Below are 18,119 nucleotides of genomic sequence, written 5' to 3'. Positions count from 1 at the left end.
TGCTGTGCATGTCGTGGTTGTCGACGACTTTGGCGCTGGCCCAGGTGCGTGGCGCTGATTTGCCTCAGGGCGCGCAGCTTGTGCTGGGGCAGGCGCAAGTGAATGTGTCCGGTGCGCAAATGCAGGTCACGCAGGATTCGACGCGAGCGGCCATCAATTGGCAGTCATTCGACATTGGCCGCAATGCGCGCGTGCAGGTGGTTCAACCGGGTGCCGATGCGGTGTTGCTCAACCGTGTGGTGGGCGCTGACCCCAGTCGGATTTTGGGGCAGTTGCAGGCCAACGGTCAGGTGGTGCTGGTCAATCCGAATGGCATTCTGTTTGGCAGTGATGGGCGTGTGAACGCGTCGGCCTTCACCGCGTCGACGTTGGGCATCAGCGACGAAGATTTTGCCAAGGGACGCATGCGTTTTTCACGCCAGGGCAGCACAGGTGAAGTGCGCAACCAGGGCCGCATCGAGGTGGGGGCGGGTGGGCATGTGCTGTTGCTCGGTGCACAAGTGACCAACGAAGGGCGGGTGGTGGCACCCCAAGGGTCGATTGGCTTGGGTGCGGCCGAAACTGTTCAGCTGCCGCTCACGCAAACCGGGCGCATCAAGCTCGCGCTCATGCCCGCCACGGTCAATGTGCAGGTGCGCAACGCGCCTGGTGCCACTTTGGTGGCAGAAGGCGGTCAGGTCTATATGCAGGCTGCTGCGGTGGATGGTTTGATCGCGCGAGTGGTCCAATCGGGTGAGGTCGATGTGAGTGGCGACCGAGCCGGACTTGTGCACCTGCTGACCGATGGCGGACAGATCCTGGTAGATGGACGTATCACCGCCAACAGCAGCGATGCGAGGGCACGCGGTGGCGACATTGTCATTGGGCGGGATGAGGACACTGGCGTGCTGGCCAAGGCCACAGATGTGACTGGTGCAAGACTTGAAAGCCGAGGTGGCTTTGTTGAGACATCGGGTGATCTGCTCAAGGTCGATGGCGTGCAGGTCAAGGCGGGTGAGTGGCTGCTCGACCCTTACGACATTGAAATCAACAACACCGGGACGGCAACGCAGGCCAGCTATTCACAAATCTCGAATGCGACAGTCAATGCGGCGCTCAACGGCGGGACCTCCGTGAGCATCAGCACAGCGGGTACGGTCAACGGCATCACTGCGCCAACGTGGCAAGGGACGGTGGGCAACATCCTTGTCACTGGCGCCATCACCAAGTCCAGCGGCACAGGAAGCGCTGACTTGACCCTCACGGCGGACAGGAACATCGACGTCAACAACACGATCTCGGCCACCAGCGGCTCGTTGAATGTCACCTTGGATGCGGGAAATGGCGCAAGCACAGGGGCAGTGATCAACAATGCGGCCATCACGAGCAATGGTGGAAACATCAAGATATCGACGCGCGGAACCGGTGCAGTCACCCAGGCCAGCCATGTGAATGCTGGAGCCACAGGCAATGTGCAGTACCAAACCGTGGGTGGTCAAATCCTGATTCGCGGCGCCAGCACGCTGACCGGGAAGCACGTTTCCATGGACAACACGGGGGGGCAGATCGACGCAGCAACCGGTGTCATCACCGCCGGTACCGCCACTTCCACACCCACTGGCGTGTACGTGTACAACGGCAACATCAACGCGACAGGTAATCTCTATTTGACGGGTTCCAGTTCGAGTGGAAATGGTGTTCAGTTCAATCCATCAACGACTGGGCAGTTTGCGCAAGTCCAAGCGTCTGGTATCCGTGTTGAAGGCAAAAGCACCAGCGCAGCTGGTGTGCTGGCCTACAACGGCGCATTGATTCAGGCCACCAGCGGCAGCGTGGAAATGATGGGCACAACGACCAGTGGCGTCGATGGCATCTCCGTGCAGGACTCCAGCAAAGTGCTGGCCACCGCAGACATTAAGCTCAATGCAGGCAGCAAGAACCTGAGCCTGATCAATTCCAGCGGTTCCGGGGCCATCACTGCAACGGGCGAGGGTGCCAATGTGGTCCTGACAGCAGACCGGATGGCCATTCTGGCCCCAGTCAATGCAGCCAGAGGCACCGTCACCTTGCAAAACAGTACGGTGGGCGTGAAGTTGGATCTGGGGGCGGCAGACGCTTCAGGGACGTTGGGGATATCCACAAGCGAGATGTCCAAGATCAGTGCCCTGAAAACCATCATCGGCAGTGCAACGGCGGGTGATCTGACAGTCAGTCAGGTGCTGACCACGGGAGATGCCAATGGCGACTTGGCCTTGCTGGGTGGGGGCAATCTGGCGATCAATGCCGCTTTGCAAACGGGCACCACCGGTACGAAAAACCTCACGATCAATCTGGCGGGCAGTGGCAGCGCGACCCAGAGCGCAGCCCTCAAGACGAAACAGCTGGAGCTGTTGGGCAGCAACACCAGTTTCACGCTCAACAACACCGCCAACGATGCAACCACGCTGGCAGCGAATACGTTGGCCGTGAGTTATAGAGATGCCAATGCCGTGACGATCGGCAGCGTCAACAGCACCCATGGCATCACAGCCAGTGGCACCGTGTCCGTGGAGACCCAAAGTGGCGACTTGAGCGTGACCCAGGCGGTCAGCACCAGCAACACATCCGACTCGGCCATCGTTTTGAACGCGGGTGCATCCAGCGAAGCGGGTACGGTTGCCGGCGGTGACATCCAGCTTGGTGGAAGCTTCAGTTTTTTTACAGGTACTGGCGGGCGCACCACACTGTTCACCGGCAACACCAGCAACGCCAACCTGACCAGCCTGATCGGTTCGGGCAGCGGGCGCTTTCGCTACAACAGCGACAAGGACACAAGCAACTACACCGCTGCACTGGGCAGCGGCTTGTATGCCGTCTACCGAGAAGCACCTGCTTACGTTCTCACATTCAGTGATGTCACCAAGACCTACGATGGACAAAGCTTTAGCGGTGGCAATGGTTATGTCAGCAGTGGGACATGGCTCAATGGTGACACGGGTCCGGGCGTCACGGGAACGCCTGTATACGGTGGAACTTCGCAAAGCGCTCAAAATGCAGGCACTTACAGCATCACGGGCAGTGGCTTAACCAGCAGTTTGGGCTATGTGCAAACCACCGTACTTGGTGTGCTGACGATCAACAAGGCCAACCTCACGCTCAGCGGCAGCCGCACCTACGACGGTGGCACCGCATTTGCAGGTCAGTACCTCACGGCCACTGGCGTCGCTGGCGAGACTTTCTCCGTAGCAGGCGGTGGCGATGTGACCAATTTGGCCAGTCGGCATGTGGCGGACAACCAAAACCGTGTACTCAGCAGCCTGACCGGACTGAGCCTGGGTGCCAGTGCCAACGGCGGCTTGGCTGCCAACTACAACGCGTTGAGCACCACGGGCTCCAGCATCACGCTGACGAAAGCCATGGCCAGCGTGACGGGTGCCTTCACGAAAGTGGCTTACAACGGCGCGACACAACAGCAGGAGAGCGCCTCCAGCAGTGGCTTCATCGCGGGTGATGACATCCAGGTCAGCGGTTTGGCCAGCGGCAAAAATGCAGGCACTTACAGTTCGGCTTTGCAAGTTGGCGGTTCCGATGTCGGCAACTACCAAATCAGCATCAGCGATGCCCAATTGATCATCGACAAAGCGGCCTTGACCGTGACGGGCAACAGCGACAGGGTCACGTACAACGGTCAGACACAAAGTGTGAACGGCTTCAGTGTCAGTGGTTTGCAAGGCACTGACACGGTGGACAACCTGGTCAACGTCAGCGCCTCGGGTGCTTCAGGCCGCAATGCTGGCAGTTACACCAACACCGTGACGGCTGGCAGCCAGAGCAACTACACCGTGACCGTGCAGCACGGTAGCTTGGCCATCGATAAAGCGAGCCTGAGCTTGGTGGCCAGCGCTGACACCAAGGTCTACGATGCATCGGTCAATTCGCGTGCTGAGGTCCAGGTCAGTGGCTTGCAAGCCACCGATACGGTGCAGGCGAGCCAGCAGTTCATGGACCCCAATGTGTCGGGAACTGCTCAGTCGACCTTGATGGTGAACGCTTACAGCATCATCGACGGCAACAGCGGAGGGAATTACACGGTCAGCACCGCCACGGCGGTTGGCAGCATCACGCCTGCGCCATTGACCATCAAGGCACAAGATGATTACAGGTTCGTGACGCAGTCTGACCCGTTGAATTTTCGGGGGGTACTCTACGCTGGTTTTGTGGCAGGCGAGGATGCCTCAGTGCTCACGGGAACGCTGTCCTTGACGCGGCGCGATGCGAGCACGGACACATCCGCAGGCCTTTACAAGGGTGTGATCGAAGCGGCCGGGCTCAGCGCCACCAATTACCGGATCAATTTTGTGCCCGGTGACTTTCGGGTGGTTCCTGCAAACCAGTTGGTGGTGGAAACGGTCAATGTGCAAACAGCCTATGGCACGGCACCTGTTTATGCCAGCACCGCTCGCTATCTGGATGGCCAAGACAACTTGATCAAGACGCTGGCGTCAGTCAGCAGCGATGGGGTGACGCGTTTTGATGATGGTGCGGGCGGGAAGGTGTCGGTGCGAATTGCGCCTTACCGGGGTGGTTCGGTCAGTGCGCAAAGCACGCCTGCAGCGCGCAGCAGTGCAGGGTGGATTCCTGTCGGCCAGTACGCGCTGGGTGATGCCGCGCCCGTTGTGTCAGGCGTCAACTTCAGTGGTGGGCCTTATTTCTTTGGCAGTTTGAGTGTGACACCAGTGTCCTTGAGTCCGGTAGTTACGGGCGTGAGCAAGACCTACGACGGCAGCACAGCGATGCAAAACCTGAGCTTGGGCTTGACGGGAAAATTGTCATTGGACGAGGTATTTGTTTCGGGCACTGGGGCTTACAGCCAGAGGCATGTGGGTACAGGCCTGGGTTACAGCTTGGGTAATTTGACGCTCGGCGGTGCCGATGCGGCCAATTATTTCCTGGTGGGCAGTGGCAGTTACAGCGGAGAGGATGGCGTGATCACGCCAGCGCCGCTGCGCATCACCAGCACCGATGTGGTCAAAACCTATGATGGGACGACGCAGGCCCTGGGTGCGGTGCGCATCACGGGAGACACTCGCTTGTTTGCGGACGATGCAATCCGAGGCGGCACGCTGTTGTTCACCAGTCGACAGGCCGGATTGGGCGATCGCACGGTCACGGTGCAAGGCGTGAGCGTGGATGACGGTAACAACGGCAACAATTACAGCGTGCGTTACGTGGACAACACCACCAGCACCATCAATAAGGCCAGTGCCAGCGTGCAGGCCACACCCACGCGTGTGACATTCAATGGTCAAGCTCAACATCAGGCAGCACCTTCGAGCAGTGGGTTTTTGTCGGGTGATGACATTGTGATAACGGGTTTGGCCTCCGGGCAGAACGCTGGCAGTTATGTCTCGAATTTGCAGGTGACAGGCAGGGATTTGACGAACTATAAGGTGAGCATCACGAACGCCGATTTGGTCATTGAGCCTCTTCCTGCGCCTGTTCCTGATCCAGATCCAGTGCCAACGCCAACGCCAACGCCAACGCCAACGCCAACGCCAACGCCAACGCCAACGCCAACGCCAACGCCAACGCCAACGCCAACGCCAACGCAAACGCCAGATTCCCCTCCGGCGAAAGACCTTGTTTGGCCTGCGATACCCCAACGCACAGACTGGGGTCAGTCCCGCGTCATGGCCACGGGCTGGCAAACCAGCGGCGCAGCGGTCGGGATGCTCCAAGGGCGTGGATCCAACCAAGAACGGGCTTGCGTACCCATGCCCGCCTTGGTGCCTCAGGTGGCCCTTGTGTTGCCACAAGCGCAGCTTTGTGAGTGCCGCAATGACATGGCTTGGGGCAGTGTGCAGTTGTGTTGGGCCCCGGCAGCTAAGGTTTCGCCATGATGAAGAAGTTGGGAACAAGTTCCATCCGATGGGCTGGGGTCAGCGTGTTATCCCTGACCGTGATGTCGGCAGCAGCGCAAGATGCAGGACAGTTGCAGCGTTTGCTGGAGCAGACGATGCCCCCTGCTTTCACCGTGCCCCCCCAAGATGCATCTTTGCAGTTGTCCGATACACCCTGGCAGGAGGTGCAACGCCTGGAACAAGTGCGGATCTTGGGCGGGCCAAGGGCCTCGCAGATGCAGGCCTACTGGCGCAATGCACTGGGTCAAGCCGTGTCGGCGTCGCAGTTGCAGGCTTTTTGGGCTTGGGCTCAAGCTCAATTGCGCGTGCAAGGTTTTGTGGCTGAGGTTCAGTTGGAGGTTTTGCCGGGTCAGTCTGGTGGGCAGTTATTGCAGGTGAGCGTTGTGGTGCCCAAGGTCAGGCGTGTGTCGGTTGTTGTGCCGGACCCCCAATTGGCCGAGCGTTATCGGGATTTGATCAGTAGCCGCGTGTTGGCGGGCATTGAGCTGGGGGCTGAGCTGAACATGCATGCATTGGACCAGCGCCTGGAAATGGCCAGCCACGATGTGCCTCTGAGTCTGGAGGCCGTGTTGCGCCCGGCCGGCCCGGCCTTGATGGATGTGCACATCCATGTGCGTCCGTCTTCGCTTCAGCAAGAGGGTGGTTTTCGTCCATGGGTGCAGGCCAACAACCATGGGCTCAGTGCCTATGGACGTGCCCAAATGGTCGGTGCTTGGGCGATGCCGGGCCTTTTGCCCTCTTCGACGGCCAGTGTGACGTTGCAAGCATCTGAAGGCGTGAAATATGTACGCGCTGAGCAAGAGGCCTTGGCGACTGTTTTGGGTGGGCGTTGGTCGGTGTGGGGTAGCCGATCAGACAGTCGCACACTGGCCTCGGGCAGCACGGCTTCGCTTGCTGTTTCAGACGAGCTGGGGTTGGGCCTGACGCATTTGTTCGCTCACTGGGATGACTTGCTTTGGCAGTCCAGGTTGGAGGTGGTCCGCCGCCATGCCAGCAGCCGTCTGCGTCAAAGTGATTTACTGGTTTCGGATGTGCAGGACAGTCAGTTGCGCTGGCGCTGGAGTCTGGACAACGAGCGATTGCTGCGCGATGCCTTGCGTCTGGACGCGATGGTGGTTTGGGGGAACAACGATCGCAACATAGGCAGTGCTGCGTCGCTGGGTCGTTTTACCCGGGTGGAACTGTCGGGGCGGCAGCAAGGTCGCCTGGACCATGCCGGTCGCTGGTTGTGGCGCTGGCAGGCCAAGGCCCAGTGGGGGCAGTCCAATTTGGACAGTTACCACCGCATGGCCTTGGGCGGTTTGCAAGCGGTGAGGGCCTACACCAGCGCAGATGGTGTGGGTGATCGGGGTGGCGTAGCCTCCTTGGATGTTCAGTACAGCTGGTCGTTCGGGCAGAGGGTTGGTGTGTTCTACGATGCAGGGCGAATCAAGCCCTGGCTCAAGGCACCCGCCGGTGTGTTCAATGACAGCTACAGCCTTCAGGCGGTGGGGCTGACGTGGCAGGCGCAAGTGGGTTCGGCATCGCTGCAAACGTCTTTGGCCAAGGGCATGGGTGGATATCGCAAAGCCCAGGCGGGCGAATTGACCGAGTCAAAGCCCAACCCATTGCGTTTGAACATGGCCCTCAGTTACAGCTTTTGAGGTCGTACAGTCCTGCTGCATGCCACGCTCTGCGTGGTGTGGGGGTCTATTCGTTCGTTACCGCGGTTGGGGCATTGCCTTGCGGTGTGCTGCTTCGGGTAAGCTTCGCCGCCTGATTTGAACGCACACAGCGTCAGTTGCCCATGACCCCTATCGCCATCATCGACTTCGAAACCACCGGCATCTCCCCCAACATGGGCGACCGCGCCACCGAGGTGGCCATCGTCATGCTCGAAGGTGGGCAGGTGGTGGACCGCTACCAAAGCCTGATGAATGCCGGGGTGCGGGTGAACCCTTTCATCACCCAGCTGACGGGCATCACCAACGAGATGGTGCAGGCCGCTGCCCCGGCCGAGCAGGTGATGCGCGAGGCGGCCCGCTTTGTGGGCGGGCGGCCCATGGTGGCGCACAACGCGGCCTTTGACAAAAAGTTCTGGCAGGCCGAGCTGGCGCGCTGCGGGCAAGACGGCTCGCACGCCTTTGCCTGCACTTTGCTGCTGTCGCGCCGCCTGTACCCGCAAGCGCCCAACCACAAGCTGGGCACGCTGGCCGCGATGCACCATTTGCCCTCGTCAGGCCGCGCCCACCGGGCGCTGGCCGATGCCGAGATGGCCGCGCATTTGCTGGCGCAGATGCAGCACGACCTGAAAACCCGCTACGGCTGCACCCAGGCCGACCACGCTTTGCTCATGGGCCTGCAACGCACCAGCCGCCACATGGTGGGGCCGTATTTGAAGGCGCGGGCGCAGGGCTGAATAAAAGCGGATTTCAAGTCGCAGTCAAAGTCGCAAAAAGATCGAGGAAACCCCTGAAAAATCCATATGCGACAAAGACTTGGATGAATTTTCAAAGTCGCAAAAATATCAGCAAAAACTCACGCAAAGTTCACCCCAATCCCAGCGGCAGCGCCGTTTTGTAGCGCACCTGCTTGAGCGCAAAGCTGGAGCGGATTTTTTCCACCCCCGGGATCGGTGAGAGCTGCTCCAGGATGAAGCGCTCCAGCGCCGCCATGTCGCGCACGGCCACGCGCAGCAGGTAGTCGCTGTCGCCGGTCATCAAATAGCACTCCATCACTTCGTCGTGCCGCGCAATGTGCGCCTCAAAGTCGGCCAGGGTTTCCTTGCTTTGGGTCTTGAGGCTGATGGAGATGAACACCGTCAGGCCCAGCCCCAGCGCCGCCGCGCTGGCCAGCGCCACGTAGCGCTGGATCACGCCATTGCTCTCGAGTGCCTTGACGCGGGCCAGGCACGGCGAGGGCGACAGGCCGATGCGTTTGGCCAACGTCACGTTGGACAGCGAACCGTCGCGCTGCAGTTCGTCCAGTATCTTTAAATCCACGTTGTCCAGAACCATGTGCTGAATTCCTTTTGATTTCGGCATATTGTGCTTTAAATAAAGGATATGGTGGCTTGAATAGGCAGCACATGCGCCGCGCTGCCCGGTACAGTCCCATGCATGAACGCACCTTTTGAACCCCTCTTGCACGCGCTGTTACACCCCCACGATGTGGACCCCGAAGAAACCGCCGAGTGGCGCGAGGCCTTGCTGGCCCTGATCGGCACCCAAGGCCCAGCCCGTGCCCGTCAAATTCTGGACGAGCTGGCCATCGTGGCGCGCCAGCAGCGCACGGGTTGGCAGCCCGAGCTGAACACGCCCTACATGAACACCATCGCGGTCGATGACCAGCCCGTGTTCCCCGGCGACTTGGCCACCGAAGAGCGGCTGGTGGCCATCATGCGTTGGAACGCGCTGGCCATGGTGGTGCGGGCCAACCAGGCCTATGGCGAGCTGGGCGGGCACATCGCCAGTTACGCCAGCGTGGCCGATTTGTTCGAGACCGGGTTTCACCATTTCTTCCACGCCCGCACCGAGCAGCACAAGGGCGACTTGGTGTTCTTTCAGCCGCACAGCGCGCCGGGTGTGTACGCCCGCGCTTTTCTGGAAGGCCGCTTGAGCGAGGCGGACCTGATGCACTACCGCCAGGAGATCACCGCCCCCGACAGCGGCGCACGCGGTTTGTCGAGCTACCCGCACCCTTGGCTGATGCCCGATTTTTGGCAGTTCCCCACGGGTTCGATGGGCTTGGGGCCGATCAGCTCGATTTACCACGCGCGTTTCATGCGCTACCTGACGCACCGCCAGCTGCAGGACTGCAGCGCCCGCAAGGTGTGGGGCGTGTTTGGCGACGGCGAGATGGACGAGCCCGAGAGCATGAGTGCGCTGACCTTGGCCGCCCGCGAAAAACTCGACAATCTGGTGTGGGTGGTGAACTGCAATTTGCAGCGGCTCGATGGCCCGGTGCGCGGCAACGGCCGCATCATCGACGAGTTGGAAAAACTGTTTGCCGGTGCGGGCTGGAACGTGATCAAGCTGGTCTGGGGCAGCGACTGGGACGGCCTGCTGGCGCGCGACACCTCGGGCGCTTTGCTGCGCGCTTTTGCCAACACGGTCGATGGCCAGATGCAGACCTTTGCAGCCAAGGACGGGCGCTACAACCGCGACAACTTCTTTGGCCAAAACGAAGAGCTGGCGCGGCTGGCGCAGGGCATGACCGACGAGCAGATCGACCGGCTCAAGCGCGGTGGGCACGACATCGTGAAAATTCACGCCGCCTATGCCGCAGCGGCTGCGCACCGTGGCCAACCCACTGTGATCCTGGCGCACACCAAAAAAGGCTTTGGCATGGGCAGCGCGGGCCAAGGCAAGATGACCACGCACAGCCAAAAGAAGTTCGACGAGCAAGACCTGATCGACTACCGCAACCGCTTTGACTTGCCGCTGAGCGACGAGCAGGCCAAGGGCTTGGCCTTTTACAAACCCGCCGACGACAGCGCCGAGATGCGTTACCTGCGCGAACACCGCGCCCGCTTGGGCGGCAGCTTGCCCAAGCGCGAGACGGTGTGTGACCGTTTGACTGTGCCGGCCTTGGCCAACTATGGGCAGTTTGCGCTGCAGGCCGACGGCAAAGAGATGAGCACCACCATGGCCTTTGTGCGCATGCTGGGCAACTTGCTCAAAGACAGCACCTTGGGCCCGCGCATCGTGCCCATCGTGGCCGACGAGGCGCGCACTTTTGGCATGGCCAACCTGTTCAAACAGGTGGGCATTTACAGCAGCGTGGGCCAGCGTTATGCGCCCGAAGACATTGGTTCGGTGCTGAGCTACCGCGAAGCCACCGACGGCCAGATTTTGGAAGAAGGCATCAGCGAAGCGGGCGCGATCGCCAGCTGGACGGCCGCAGCCACCAGCTACAGCGTGCACGGCCTGGCCATGCTGCCCTTTTATATTTATTACTCGATGTTCGGCTTTCAGCGCGTGGGCGACGCCATTTGGGCCGCCGCCGACCAGCGGGCACGCGGTTTTTTGCTCGGCGCCACCTCGGGCCGCACCACCTTGGGCGGCGAGGGCTTGCAACACCAGGACGGCAGCAGCCACTTGGTGGCGGCCACCATCCCCAACTGCAAGGCCTACGACCCGGCGTTTGCGGGCGAGCTGGCGGTGATTCTGGACGCGGGCATGCGCGAGATGGTCGAGCAGCAAGCGGACGTGTTTTATTACGTCACCTTGATGAACGAGAACTACGCCCAGCCCGACTTGCCTGCGGGCGTGGAGGCCGATGTGCTGCGCGGGGGCTACCGATTTGGCGTGTACGGCCCGAGCGATGCCGCCCAGCGAGTGACTTTGCTGGGCTCTGGCGCGATCTTGACCGAAGTGGTCAAAGCCGCGCAGCAACTGGCCGCGCAAGGGTTGGGCGTGGAGGTGCTGAGCATCACCAGCTGGAGCGAGCTGGCGCGAGACGGCATGGCGCAAGCGGATAACGCCAGCCACTTGGCGCAACTGCTGGCCAGCACGCAAGGCCCGGTGATTGCCGCCACCGACTACGTGCGCGCCGTGCCCGAGAGCGTTCGCGCTTTTGTGCCCGAAGGCCGCCGCTACCGCACGCTGGGCACCGACGGCTTTGGCCGCAGCGACACGCGGGCCGCACTGCGCCGCTTCTTCGCGGTGGACGCGGACAGCATTGCGCAAGCGGCAACGCGGGCTTTGGCCGCTTAACTCGACATGGAGCACAGTGCACTGAGACCCCTAATGAGGTGTCAGTGCGAACCGCATCGGTCGGTTGAACTGTCTGCAATCAAGTTCAGTTTCAACCTTGGTTGACGCGTGGTGTCAATAATGGCACCATAATGGCCATGGCACAAATCGAAAAAATTCTGGAGATGATGCGCCGGGAACCGGGCAATGTCAGCTTCAATGACTTCAAGAAGGTGTGTGTGTCCTACTTCGGCAAGCCCAGGCAAGACGGAAGCAGCCACGCCATTTTCAAGACACCTTGGCCAGGCGATCCACGCGTCAACATCCAGAACGCCAAAGGCAAGGCAAAGCCTTATCAAGTCAGACAAGTGCTTCAAGCGATCGAAAAATTAGGCAGTCCATCATGAACATTCAACACTACACCTACCGCGTGACATGGTCGCCAGAAGATGGCGAGCATGTGGGCTTGTGCACCGAGTTTGCTTCTCTGAGCTGGTTGGCAAAAACGCCCGAAGCTGCGCTCAAAGGCATCCAAAAGTTGGTGGGCGATGTCGTCGCCGACATGCTGTCAAATGGCGAACCCGTCCCCGTGGCGCTGGCCGACAAAAGCTACAGCGGTGAGTTCCGTGTCCGCATTCCGCCGCTTGTTCACCGCAATCTGGCACTGTTGGCTGCCGAACAGGGCGTCAGCCTGAACCGCCTGGCCAGCGCCAAGTTATCGGCCTGAACAAGCCAGGAGCTACCCATCATGAAGTTCAAAAAAATTGCACTCATCGGTCTGGCCGCCATCTTTGGCGCGGGTGCCTTGGGTTGGCAAAGTCTGGACAAGGAAACACGGGGTTTCTTGGCGGCGTTCCCCACCAACACCGATCTGCTTTTTTGGAGCACATCGCAGCGCGATGCGGCATTTCGGGCGCTGGACCGCTTGCCTTTTTTGGCCAAGCACCGCGTGGTGCCTGCGGGTGACACGGCGTCTGCTTTGCCCCCCGGCGCGCCGCTGGCGCTGCCTATGGACATCGACGCCTACATGCAAGGGCAGCGCAGTGCGGCGCTCATGGTGCTGCACAACGGCCAGGTGCGGCTGGAGCGCTACGGGCTCGACTTTGACAGCGAAGGCCGTTGGACCAGTTTTTCTGTGGCCAAGTCGTTGACCTCGACCTTGGTGGGTATGGCCGTGCGCGATGGCCACATCAAAAGCATGGACGACAAGGTCAGCGATTACATCGCCGAAATGAAGGGCTCGGCCTACGACGACGTCAGCATCCGTCAGTTGCTCACCATGACTTCGGGTGTGGCCTGGAACGAGAACTATGACGACCCGAAATCCGACGTGGCCCAGTTCAACAACCACAAGCCCAAGGGCGGCGAGGACGCCGTGGTGAGTTACCTGCGCAAGCTGCCGCGTGCCGTGCCTGCCGGAACCCGCTGGCTTTACAGCACGGGCGAGACCAATTTGGTGGGCGTGCTCGTTGCGCGGGCCACGAAAAAAACACTGTCGGACTACTTGTCTGAAAAAATCTGGCGGCCCGTTGGCATGGAACAAAAGGCCACCTGGATGCTGAGCAAAACCGGGCAAGAGATCAGTGGCTGCTGCCTGCAAGCGGCCACGCGAGACTTCGCACGTTTCGGGCAGTTCATCTTGAATGGCGCGCTTATCAACGGCCAGCCCACTTTGCCCGAAGGCTGGTTGCCAGAAGCCACCACTTCGCGCACCGGCATTGGCCAGCCCGGGCGCGGCTACGGCTACCAGTGGTGGACCTACGACGACGGCAGCTTTGCCGCCCGTGGCATCTTCGGCCAAGGCATCTTCATTGACCCGGCGCGCAAGCTCGTGATTGCCTCCAACGCCAACTGGGGCAACAACGCCACCGACCCGAAGGCCACAGCCGCCCGGGAGGCTTTTTACGTGGCAGTGCAGCAGGCCGTGGATGCCGAAGTTGCCGAGGCCGCAGCCAAGCGCAGTCAGCGCTGAAAGCGAAAGTTTCGGACCGCCTGTTGGACGGGTATGAAAAGGACAGTGGCGATGAAGGACGGGCTCCACAAGCCGCTGGCGTTGCCATAATGGGCCACTCGCCCCTTTGAGCCCCTTCGAATCTCACCGTTCCCCACAAAACCCAACCCACAGGAGTGCCCTCATGCTCGACCCGCAAGCCCAAGCCCTGATGACTTTGTTGAGCGAAAAGGGCATTCCCCCGGTTCACACGCAAACGCCCCCCGAGGCGCGGGCCTCTTACCGGGCGCGGCGCAGCTTCACCCAGCCTGATGCGCCCGAGGTGGGGCGGGTGCAGGACCTGTCGTTCAAGCATTCGGGTGTGGACATTGCGGTGCGCGTGTACCACCCGACCGGGGCCAGCCAGGCCCTGCCCGCGCTGGTGTACCTGCACGGCGGCGGCTGGACGGTGGGCGATCTGGACACGCACGATGTGCTGTGCCGCAGCTTGTGCCAGCAAGCCCATGGCGTGGTGGTGGCGGTGGATTACCGGCTGGGGCCGGAGCACAAGTTCCCGGCCGGCTACGACGATGCGGTGGCCGCCTGGCAGTGGGTGGCTGCGCAAGCAGCGGCTTTGGGCATAGACCCGGCCCGCATCGCCATCGGTGGCGACAGCGCGGGCGGCAACCTGGCCGCTGCGGCCTGCCTTGGCCTGCGTGACTTGGGCCTCAAGCCGGTGCTGCAATTGTTGATTTACCCCAGCACCCTCATGGCCCCAGAGACCGCCTCGTACCAGACCAACGGTCAAGGCTACATGCTCACGCGCGATTCGATGGCCTGGTATTCGGGCAACTACTTGCGCGGGCCGCAAGACACGCTGGACTGGCGTGCATCGCCGCAGCTGGCCAGCAGCCATGCCCACTTGCCGCCAGCCTTTGTGTTGACGGCAGGTTTTGACCCTTTGCGCGATGAGGGCCTGTTGTACGCCGATGCCCTGAGCCGGGCGGGTGTGCCTGCGCAATACATTTGTTTTGAGCGGCAGATCCACGGTTTCATCACCATGGGTCGGGTGCTGCAGGAGGCCAACACGGCGGTGGCCTTGTGCGCCCAGGCGCTGCGCACCGCTTGGAAGCAGGACTGATCAGGCCTGATCAGCCCTGCACCACGGCCAGATAGGCCTGACGTGTTTCGGGGCTGACGGCGTCCATCGCCTGCTCGTAGCGGGTCTGGTGCTGGGCCACCATGCGGGCCGAGGCGATGGTTTTGGCGCGGCAAAACCAGTGGCAGCTGTGCTGCATCAAAAACATCTCGCCCATCATGCGAAAGGACCGCTCCTTGGGGGCCAGCCCCTGCGGGTTGCGCACCGTGCGCTCGATGCCTTGGGCGTGCACCTCCATCAGGCGGCGCATGTCAAACGTGGCTTTGGGTGAGAGCTGGTCGATGTAGGGCAGGGCCAGCTTGAAGCCGCGCGTCACGGGGGCGGGCAGTTTGGCAAACTCGCGCGCCAGATTCTGGAACTCGCTGGCCAGCTGCTGCTCGGCATCGCCCTGCAGTTGCAGGATGTGCTGTTGGCGCTCGGGGTCGGATTCGCCCAAGGCCCGCATGTAGGCACCGGTCAGCTGGGCCATGTTTTTTTCGATGTGGAAGGGGCGCAATTGCTCGGCCAGCAAGGCCGTGCGTTTGCGCTGTCCCTGGAGGTTGAGCCAGTGGATACCCAAGGCCAAAACGAAGAGCAGACTGATGAATTCCATACGTGCAAGGTGTGCGGGCCGAATTGGCCGAATCGCCAAGTGTAGTGAGCCCGGCGCAGGCGCTGATCAAAAGCCTTGCCGGACCCATGAAACACCCCATGGCATCAGCGTGCCTGCTCACACATGCGCATCAATTGGAGAGCGGACTCTAAAGTGCGGGTTTTCCCTTGCAACGGGTGGTCCGTGCTGTTCAAATTGCTGCATTGCAACAAAACCTCCTCAAGGAACACACCATGAACTTCAACACTGAACAATTCACCGCCACCCAGCAAGCCAACCTGAACGTGGCCGCTGGCCTGTCGCAATCGGCTTTCGCCGGTTTCGAGCGCCTGGTCGAGCTGAACATGGCCGCTGGCAAAGCCGCTGTGGGCGAGTCTTTCGCCAACATGCAAGCCCTGATGGCCGCCAAGTCGCCTCAAGACCTGATGGCTGTACAAGCCGCTTTGGTCCAGCCCGCCTTCGAAAAGTCGGTGTCCTACGGCCGTCACCTGACTGACATCGCCAACAGCACTGGCGCCGAGTTCACCAAGGCCGTCGAAAGCAAAATGGCCGAATCCGAGCAAGCTGTCAAAAGCCTGGTCGAAAGCAGCCTGAAGAACGCCCCCGCCGGTTCTGACGCCGCTGTGGCCGTGTTCAAGACCGCCTACGAAGCCAGCCAAAGCGCTGCCGAGACCCTGAAAAAAGTGGCCAAGCAAGCCGCTGACAGCGCTGAAGCCAGCGTGAAGGCCGCCACCGCCCAAGCCGAAGCCTCGGTCAAGGCCGCCATGAGCAAGGCCAAAGCCAAGGCTTGAGCCTTGACTTCATGAGCCGATCCTGAACTCAGGGGCGGCTTTCTACAATCAGGGTGTCTTTGGACACCCTTTTTGTTTTGGACCACTCACATGTCACCCACCCTCTCGCCTGCATCTGTGCCCATTCTTCACATTGAAGGCGGTGTGGCCACCATCACCTTGAACCGCCCGGCCCAGCGCAACCGGCTGGAAAACGCCGACCTCAAGGCCTTGCTGGCGCACTTTGACACCGTCAACCGCGATGCGGCCGTCCGCGTGCTGGTGCTGACCGCCAACACGAGTGGCCAGCCCAGGCCCGTGTTTTGCGCGGGTTATGACATTGGCGGATTTGATGAGCCTGGGCATGGCTCGACTTTTTTTGAAGAGATTCCGGATGCCCTGGCCGCGATGCGACCGGTGACGGTGTGCGCCTTGAATGGCAGTGTTTATGGCGGGGCCACCGACGTGGTGCTGGCCTGCGACCTGCGCATCGGCCTGTTGGGCATCGAGTGGCGCATGCCGGCCACGGCGCTGGGCCTTCATTACTACCCCAGTGGCTTGCAGCGCTATGTCAGTCGTTTTGGCCTGGCCGCCACCAAGCGGGCGTTTTTGACGGCCCGGCCTTTCACCGACCGGCAACTGGAGGCCCTGGGCCTGTTCGAGGCGCTGGTCGGCCCGGGCGACTGGGCCGCCACGCAGCAGGCGCTGGTGCGCGACATGTTGGCGCTGGCCCCCGTGGCTGTGCAAGACACCAAGCAATCGATCCGGGAAATCGAGGCGGGGCTGGGGGACGTGGCCCGCATGCGCGAGCGCGAACAACGCGCCAGCCAAAGTGCCGACTTCGCCGAGGGCCGGGCGGCTTTTGCCCAGCGCAGAGCGCCGGTTTTTACCGGCCGCTGAACGCGGGTCCACCTCAAGCAGGTCTGTACCCTGCACTCCTGGTCGTGCACCGCGCTATCAAGTTGGGCGCTTTGCTGTCGATACGGTGTGTGGGATGTTTTTTCTGTAGACGGGTGTGCCATGAGATCAAGTGTTGGGTGGGCGGGTTTGCTGTGGCTGTGCGCTGCGCCTGGGGTGTGGGCGGGTCAGTACGTGCTGCAAGCCGGACAAACCCAGACCGTGCCGGTCGCGGCCCGGGTGGTCAATGGCGAGACCCGTTGCAATTTGCGCATCAGCGTGCCCGGTCAGGCCGATGTGGAGCGGGTGGTGCAAGCCCCATTCTTTGACGCGCCCATTGCCATCACGCCGCAGGATGAGGAGACCGTCACGGTGCGCTGGCAGGGTCAGTTTCGGCGCATCAATGACCAGGTCGTCAATGGTTGCCCCACCCAGGGTGAAACCCGATTCAAGGTGGTCAGCAGCAACGCCCTGACACGGGCCGTGTGGGCGAACATGCAGGCGCAACTGCCGCCAGCCAAGGCCGACTGCCTGCGCACCGCGTTCGAGCTGGACCGGGTGCGGCCCGAGTGGTTTGACTTCAATGACCCGCAGCCCAGCGGCGAGGACGCCAAAATTGACCGGGCCTTTGCCCAATGCGAGGCGTTTTTGGCCCGGCCCAAAGCCTGGGGTGCGCAAAGCCCGCAAGGCCATGCCTGCACCGTGGCGGGCGTCAAAACCCGGTGCGAAGGCTTTTTCACGGCCAGCGTGAACGGCAAGGTGCAAACGATTTCGCGCGAAGCCGCTATCCAAAGGCAACTGCAGAATTTGCCTTGGAGCTCCGGGGTGCGTGAGATCGCGTCGGTCAGGACCGCGCGCATCCAGCAGGAAAAAGACCGCGTGGCCCGCGAGGCTGCTGAAGAGGCGGCCAAACTGCAGGCCATCGAAGACGCCCGGGTGCAGGCCGAGCGCTTGGCCCAGGAGGCCAAGGCCGCCGAGCAGCGTGCGCTGCAAGACAAGATCGCTGCCTTGAAGGCGCAGATTGCCGAAGAAAAAGCGCAGGCCGCGCAAGAGAAAAATTGGGTCTTCAAGCAAATCGACAAGATCAGGGGGGTGCCTGCCCCCGAAGCCAAACCCCAGGATCCGCCCAAACCCGCCAGCCCTGCGGCGGCTGCAGCACCTGCAGCACCTGCTGCGGTGGCACCCGTTGCGGCACCGCCTGCTGCACCATCTGCTGC

Annotated in this window: 12 protein-coding genes and 1 pseudogene; 11 read left to right on the top strand and 2 right to left on the bottom strand. The window is 61.4% G+C overall.

Features of this window, described 5'->3' with window-relative positions:
- Positions 1-8: 8 nt before the first annotated feature.
- The 3 genes from QZ190_RS11575 (at position 9) to QZ190_RS11565 (ending at position 8,277) form a co-directional block, all read left to right on the top strand.
- Positions 9-5,858, top strand: coding sequence for a YDG domain-containing protein (locus QZ190_RS11575; RefSeq protein ID WP_291916432.1), 5,850 nt, complete (start codon positions 9-11; stop codon positions 5,856-5,858).
- A gap of 44 nt (positions 5,859-5,902) precedes the next feature.
- Positions 5,903-7,522: a ShlB/FhaC/HecB family hemolysin secretion/activation protein gene (locus QZ190_RS11570; RefSeq protein WP_291916430.1), complete on the top strand. Its 1,620-nt coding sequence runs from the start codon at positions 5,903-5,905 to the stop codon at positions 7,520-7,522.
- Between the two features lie 143 nt (positions 7,523-7,665).
- Positions 7,666-8,277: a PolC-type DNA polymerase III gene (locus QZ190_RS11565; RefSeq protein ID WP_291916428.1), complete on the top strand. Its 612-nt coding sequence runs from the start codon at positions 7,666-7,668 to the stop codon at positions 8,275-8,277.
- A 130-nt stretch (positions 8,278-8,407) separates the two neighbouring features.
- Here the strand turns inward: QZ190_RS11565 and QZ190_RS11560 are convergent, their stop codons facing one another.
- Complete coding sequence (locus QZ190_RS11560) at positions 8,408-8,875, bottom strand: Lrp/AsnC family transcriptional regulator (RefSeq protein ID WP_291916426.1); 468 nt, start codon at positions 8,873-8,875, stop codon at positions 8,408-8,410.
- Between the two features lie 102 nt (positions 8,876-8,977).
- Between QZ190_RS11560 and mdeB the strand changes: the two genes are divergently transcribed.
- The 5 genes from mdeB (at position 8,978) to QZ190_RS11535 (ending at position 14,625) form a co-directional block, all read left to right on the top strand.
- Positions 8,978-11,575 (top strand): alpha-ketoglutarate dehydrogenase, encoded by a 2,598-nt coding sequence (mdeB, locus tag QZ190_RS11555; RefSeq protein WP_291916424.1) that lies wholly within the window; start codon positions 8,978-8,980, stop codon positions 11,573-11,575.
- 137 nt (positions 11,576-11,712) lie between these two features.
- Positions 11,713-11,961 carry a toxin HicA gene (locus QZ190_RS11550; protein WP_053169106.1) on the top strand — a complete coding sequence of 83 codons (249 nt, stop codon included), beginning with the start codon at positions 11,713-11,715 and terminating at the stop codon, positions 11,959-11,961.
- Positions 11,958-12,281 (top strand): toxin-antitoxin system HicB family antitoxin, encoded by a 324-nt coding sequence (locus QZ190_RS11545; RefSeq protein ID WP_090139738.1) that lies wholly within the window; start codon positions 11,958-11,960, stop codon positions 12,279-12,281. Before QZ190_RS11550 ends, QZ190_RS11545 begins: the two co-directional genes overlap by 4 nt.
- 21 nt (positions 12,282-12,302) lie before the next feature.
- On the top strand, positions 12,303-13,526 hold the full coding sequence (locus QZ190_RS11540) for a serine hydrolase (RefSeq protein WP_291916418.1): 1,224 nt from the start codon (positions 12,303-12,305) through the stop codon (positions 13,524-13,526).
- Positions 13,527-13,689: 163 nt separating this feature from the next.
- The gene (locus tag QZ190_RS11535) at positions 13,690-14,625 is read left to right on the top strand and encodes an alpha/beta hydrolase (protein WP_291916416.1); all 936 of its coding nucleotides are present in this window, start codon (positions 13,690-13,692) and stop codon (positions 14,623-14,625) included.
- Between the two features lie 10 nt (positions 14,626-14,635).
- On the opposite strand, the gene QZ190_RS11530 is transcribed toward QZ190_RS11535, so the two are convergent.
- Positions 14,636-15,235, bottom strand: coding sequence for a hypothetical protein (locus tag QZ190_RS11530; RefSeq protein WP_291916414.1), 600 nt, complete (start codon positions 15,233-15,235; stop codon positions 14,636-14,638).
- A 233-nt stretch (positions 15,236-15,468) separates the two neighbouring features.
- Between QZ190_RS11530 and phaP the strand changes: the two genes are divergently transcribed.
- The 3 genes and pseudogenes from phaP to QZ190_RS11515 all read left to right on the top strand — a co-directional run.
- Positions 15,469-16,026, top strand: coding sequence for a TIGR01841 family phasin (gene phaP, locus QZ190_RS11525; protein ID WP_291916412.1), 558 nt, complete (start codon positions 15,469-15,471; stop codon positions 16,024-16,026).
- Positions 16,027-16,116: 90 nt separating this feature from the next.
- Positions 16,117-16,905, top strand: coding sequence for an enoyl-CoA hydratase/isomerase family protein (locus QZ190_RS11520; protein ID WP_291916410.1), 789 nt, complete (start codon positions 16,117-16,119; stop codon positions 16,903-16,905).
- 120 nt (positions 16,906-17,025) lie between these two features.
- Positions 17,026-18,119 (top strand): annotated as a pseudogene (locus QZ190_RS11515) (hypothetical protein); the annotation flags it as partial.

This window comes from Limnohabitans sp. (assembly GCF_017848645.1).
Lineage (GTDB): Bacteria > Pseudomonadota > Gammaproteobacteria > Burkholderiales > Burkholderiaceae_C > Limnohabitans_A.
This window is presented reverse-complemented; position numbering and strand designations above follow the sequence as displayed.

Excerpts from the sequence above, each read along its gene's own strand:
- QZ190_RS11565 (WP_291916428.1), top strand. The coding sequence starts at position 7,666 with ATGACCCCTATCGCCATCATCGACTTCGAAACCACCGGCATCTCCCCC.
- QZ190_RS11545 (WP_090139738.1), top strand. The coding sequence starts at position 11,958 with ATGAACATTCAACACTACACCTACCGCGTGACATGGTCGCCAGAAGAT.
- phaP (WP_291916412.1), top strand. The coding sequence starts at position 15,469 with ATGAACTTCAACACTGAACAATTCACCGCCACCCAGCAAGCCAACCTG.
- QZ190_RS11575 (WP_291916432.1), top strand. The coding sequence starts at position 9 with ATGTCGTGGTTGTCGACGACTTTGGCGCTGGCCCAGGTGCGTGGCGCT.
- mdeB (WP_291916424.1), top strand. The coding sequence starts at position 8,978 with ATGAACGCACCTTTTGAACCCCTCTTGCACGCGCTGTTACACCCCCAC.
- QZ190_RS11535 (WP_291916416.1), top strand. The coding sequence starts at position 13,690 with ATGCTCGACCCGCAAGCCCAAGCCCTGATGACTTTGTTGAGCGAAAAG.
- QZ190_RS11540 (WP_291916418.1), top strand. The coding sequence starts at position 12,303 with ATGAAGTTCAAAAAAATTGCACTCATCGGTCTGGCCGCCATCTTTGGC.
- QZ190_RS11550 (WP_053169106.1), top strand. The coding sequence starts at position 11,713 with ATGGCACAAATCGAAAAAATTCTGGAGATGATGCGCCGGGAACCGGGC.
- QZ190_RS11520 (WP_291916410.1), top strand. The coding sequence starts at position 16,117 with ATGTCACCCACCCTCTCGCCTGCATCTGTGCCCATTCTTCACATTGAA.
- QZ190_RS11560 (WP_291916426.1), bottom strand. The coding sequence starts at position 8,875 with ATGGTTCTGGACAACGTGGATTTAAAGATACTGGACGAACTGCAGCGC.
- QZ190_RS11530 (WP_291916414.1), bottom strand. The coding sequence starts at position 15,235 with ATGGAATTCATCAGTCTGCTCTTCGTTTTGGCCTTGGGTATCCACTGG.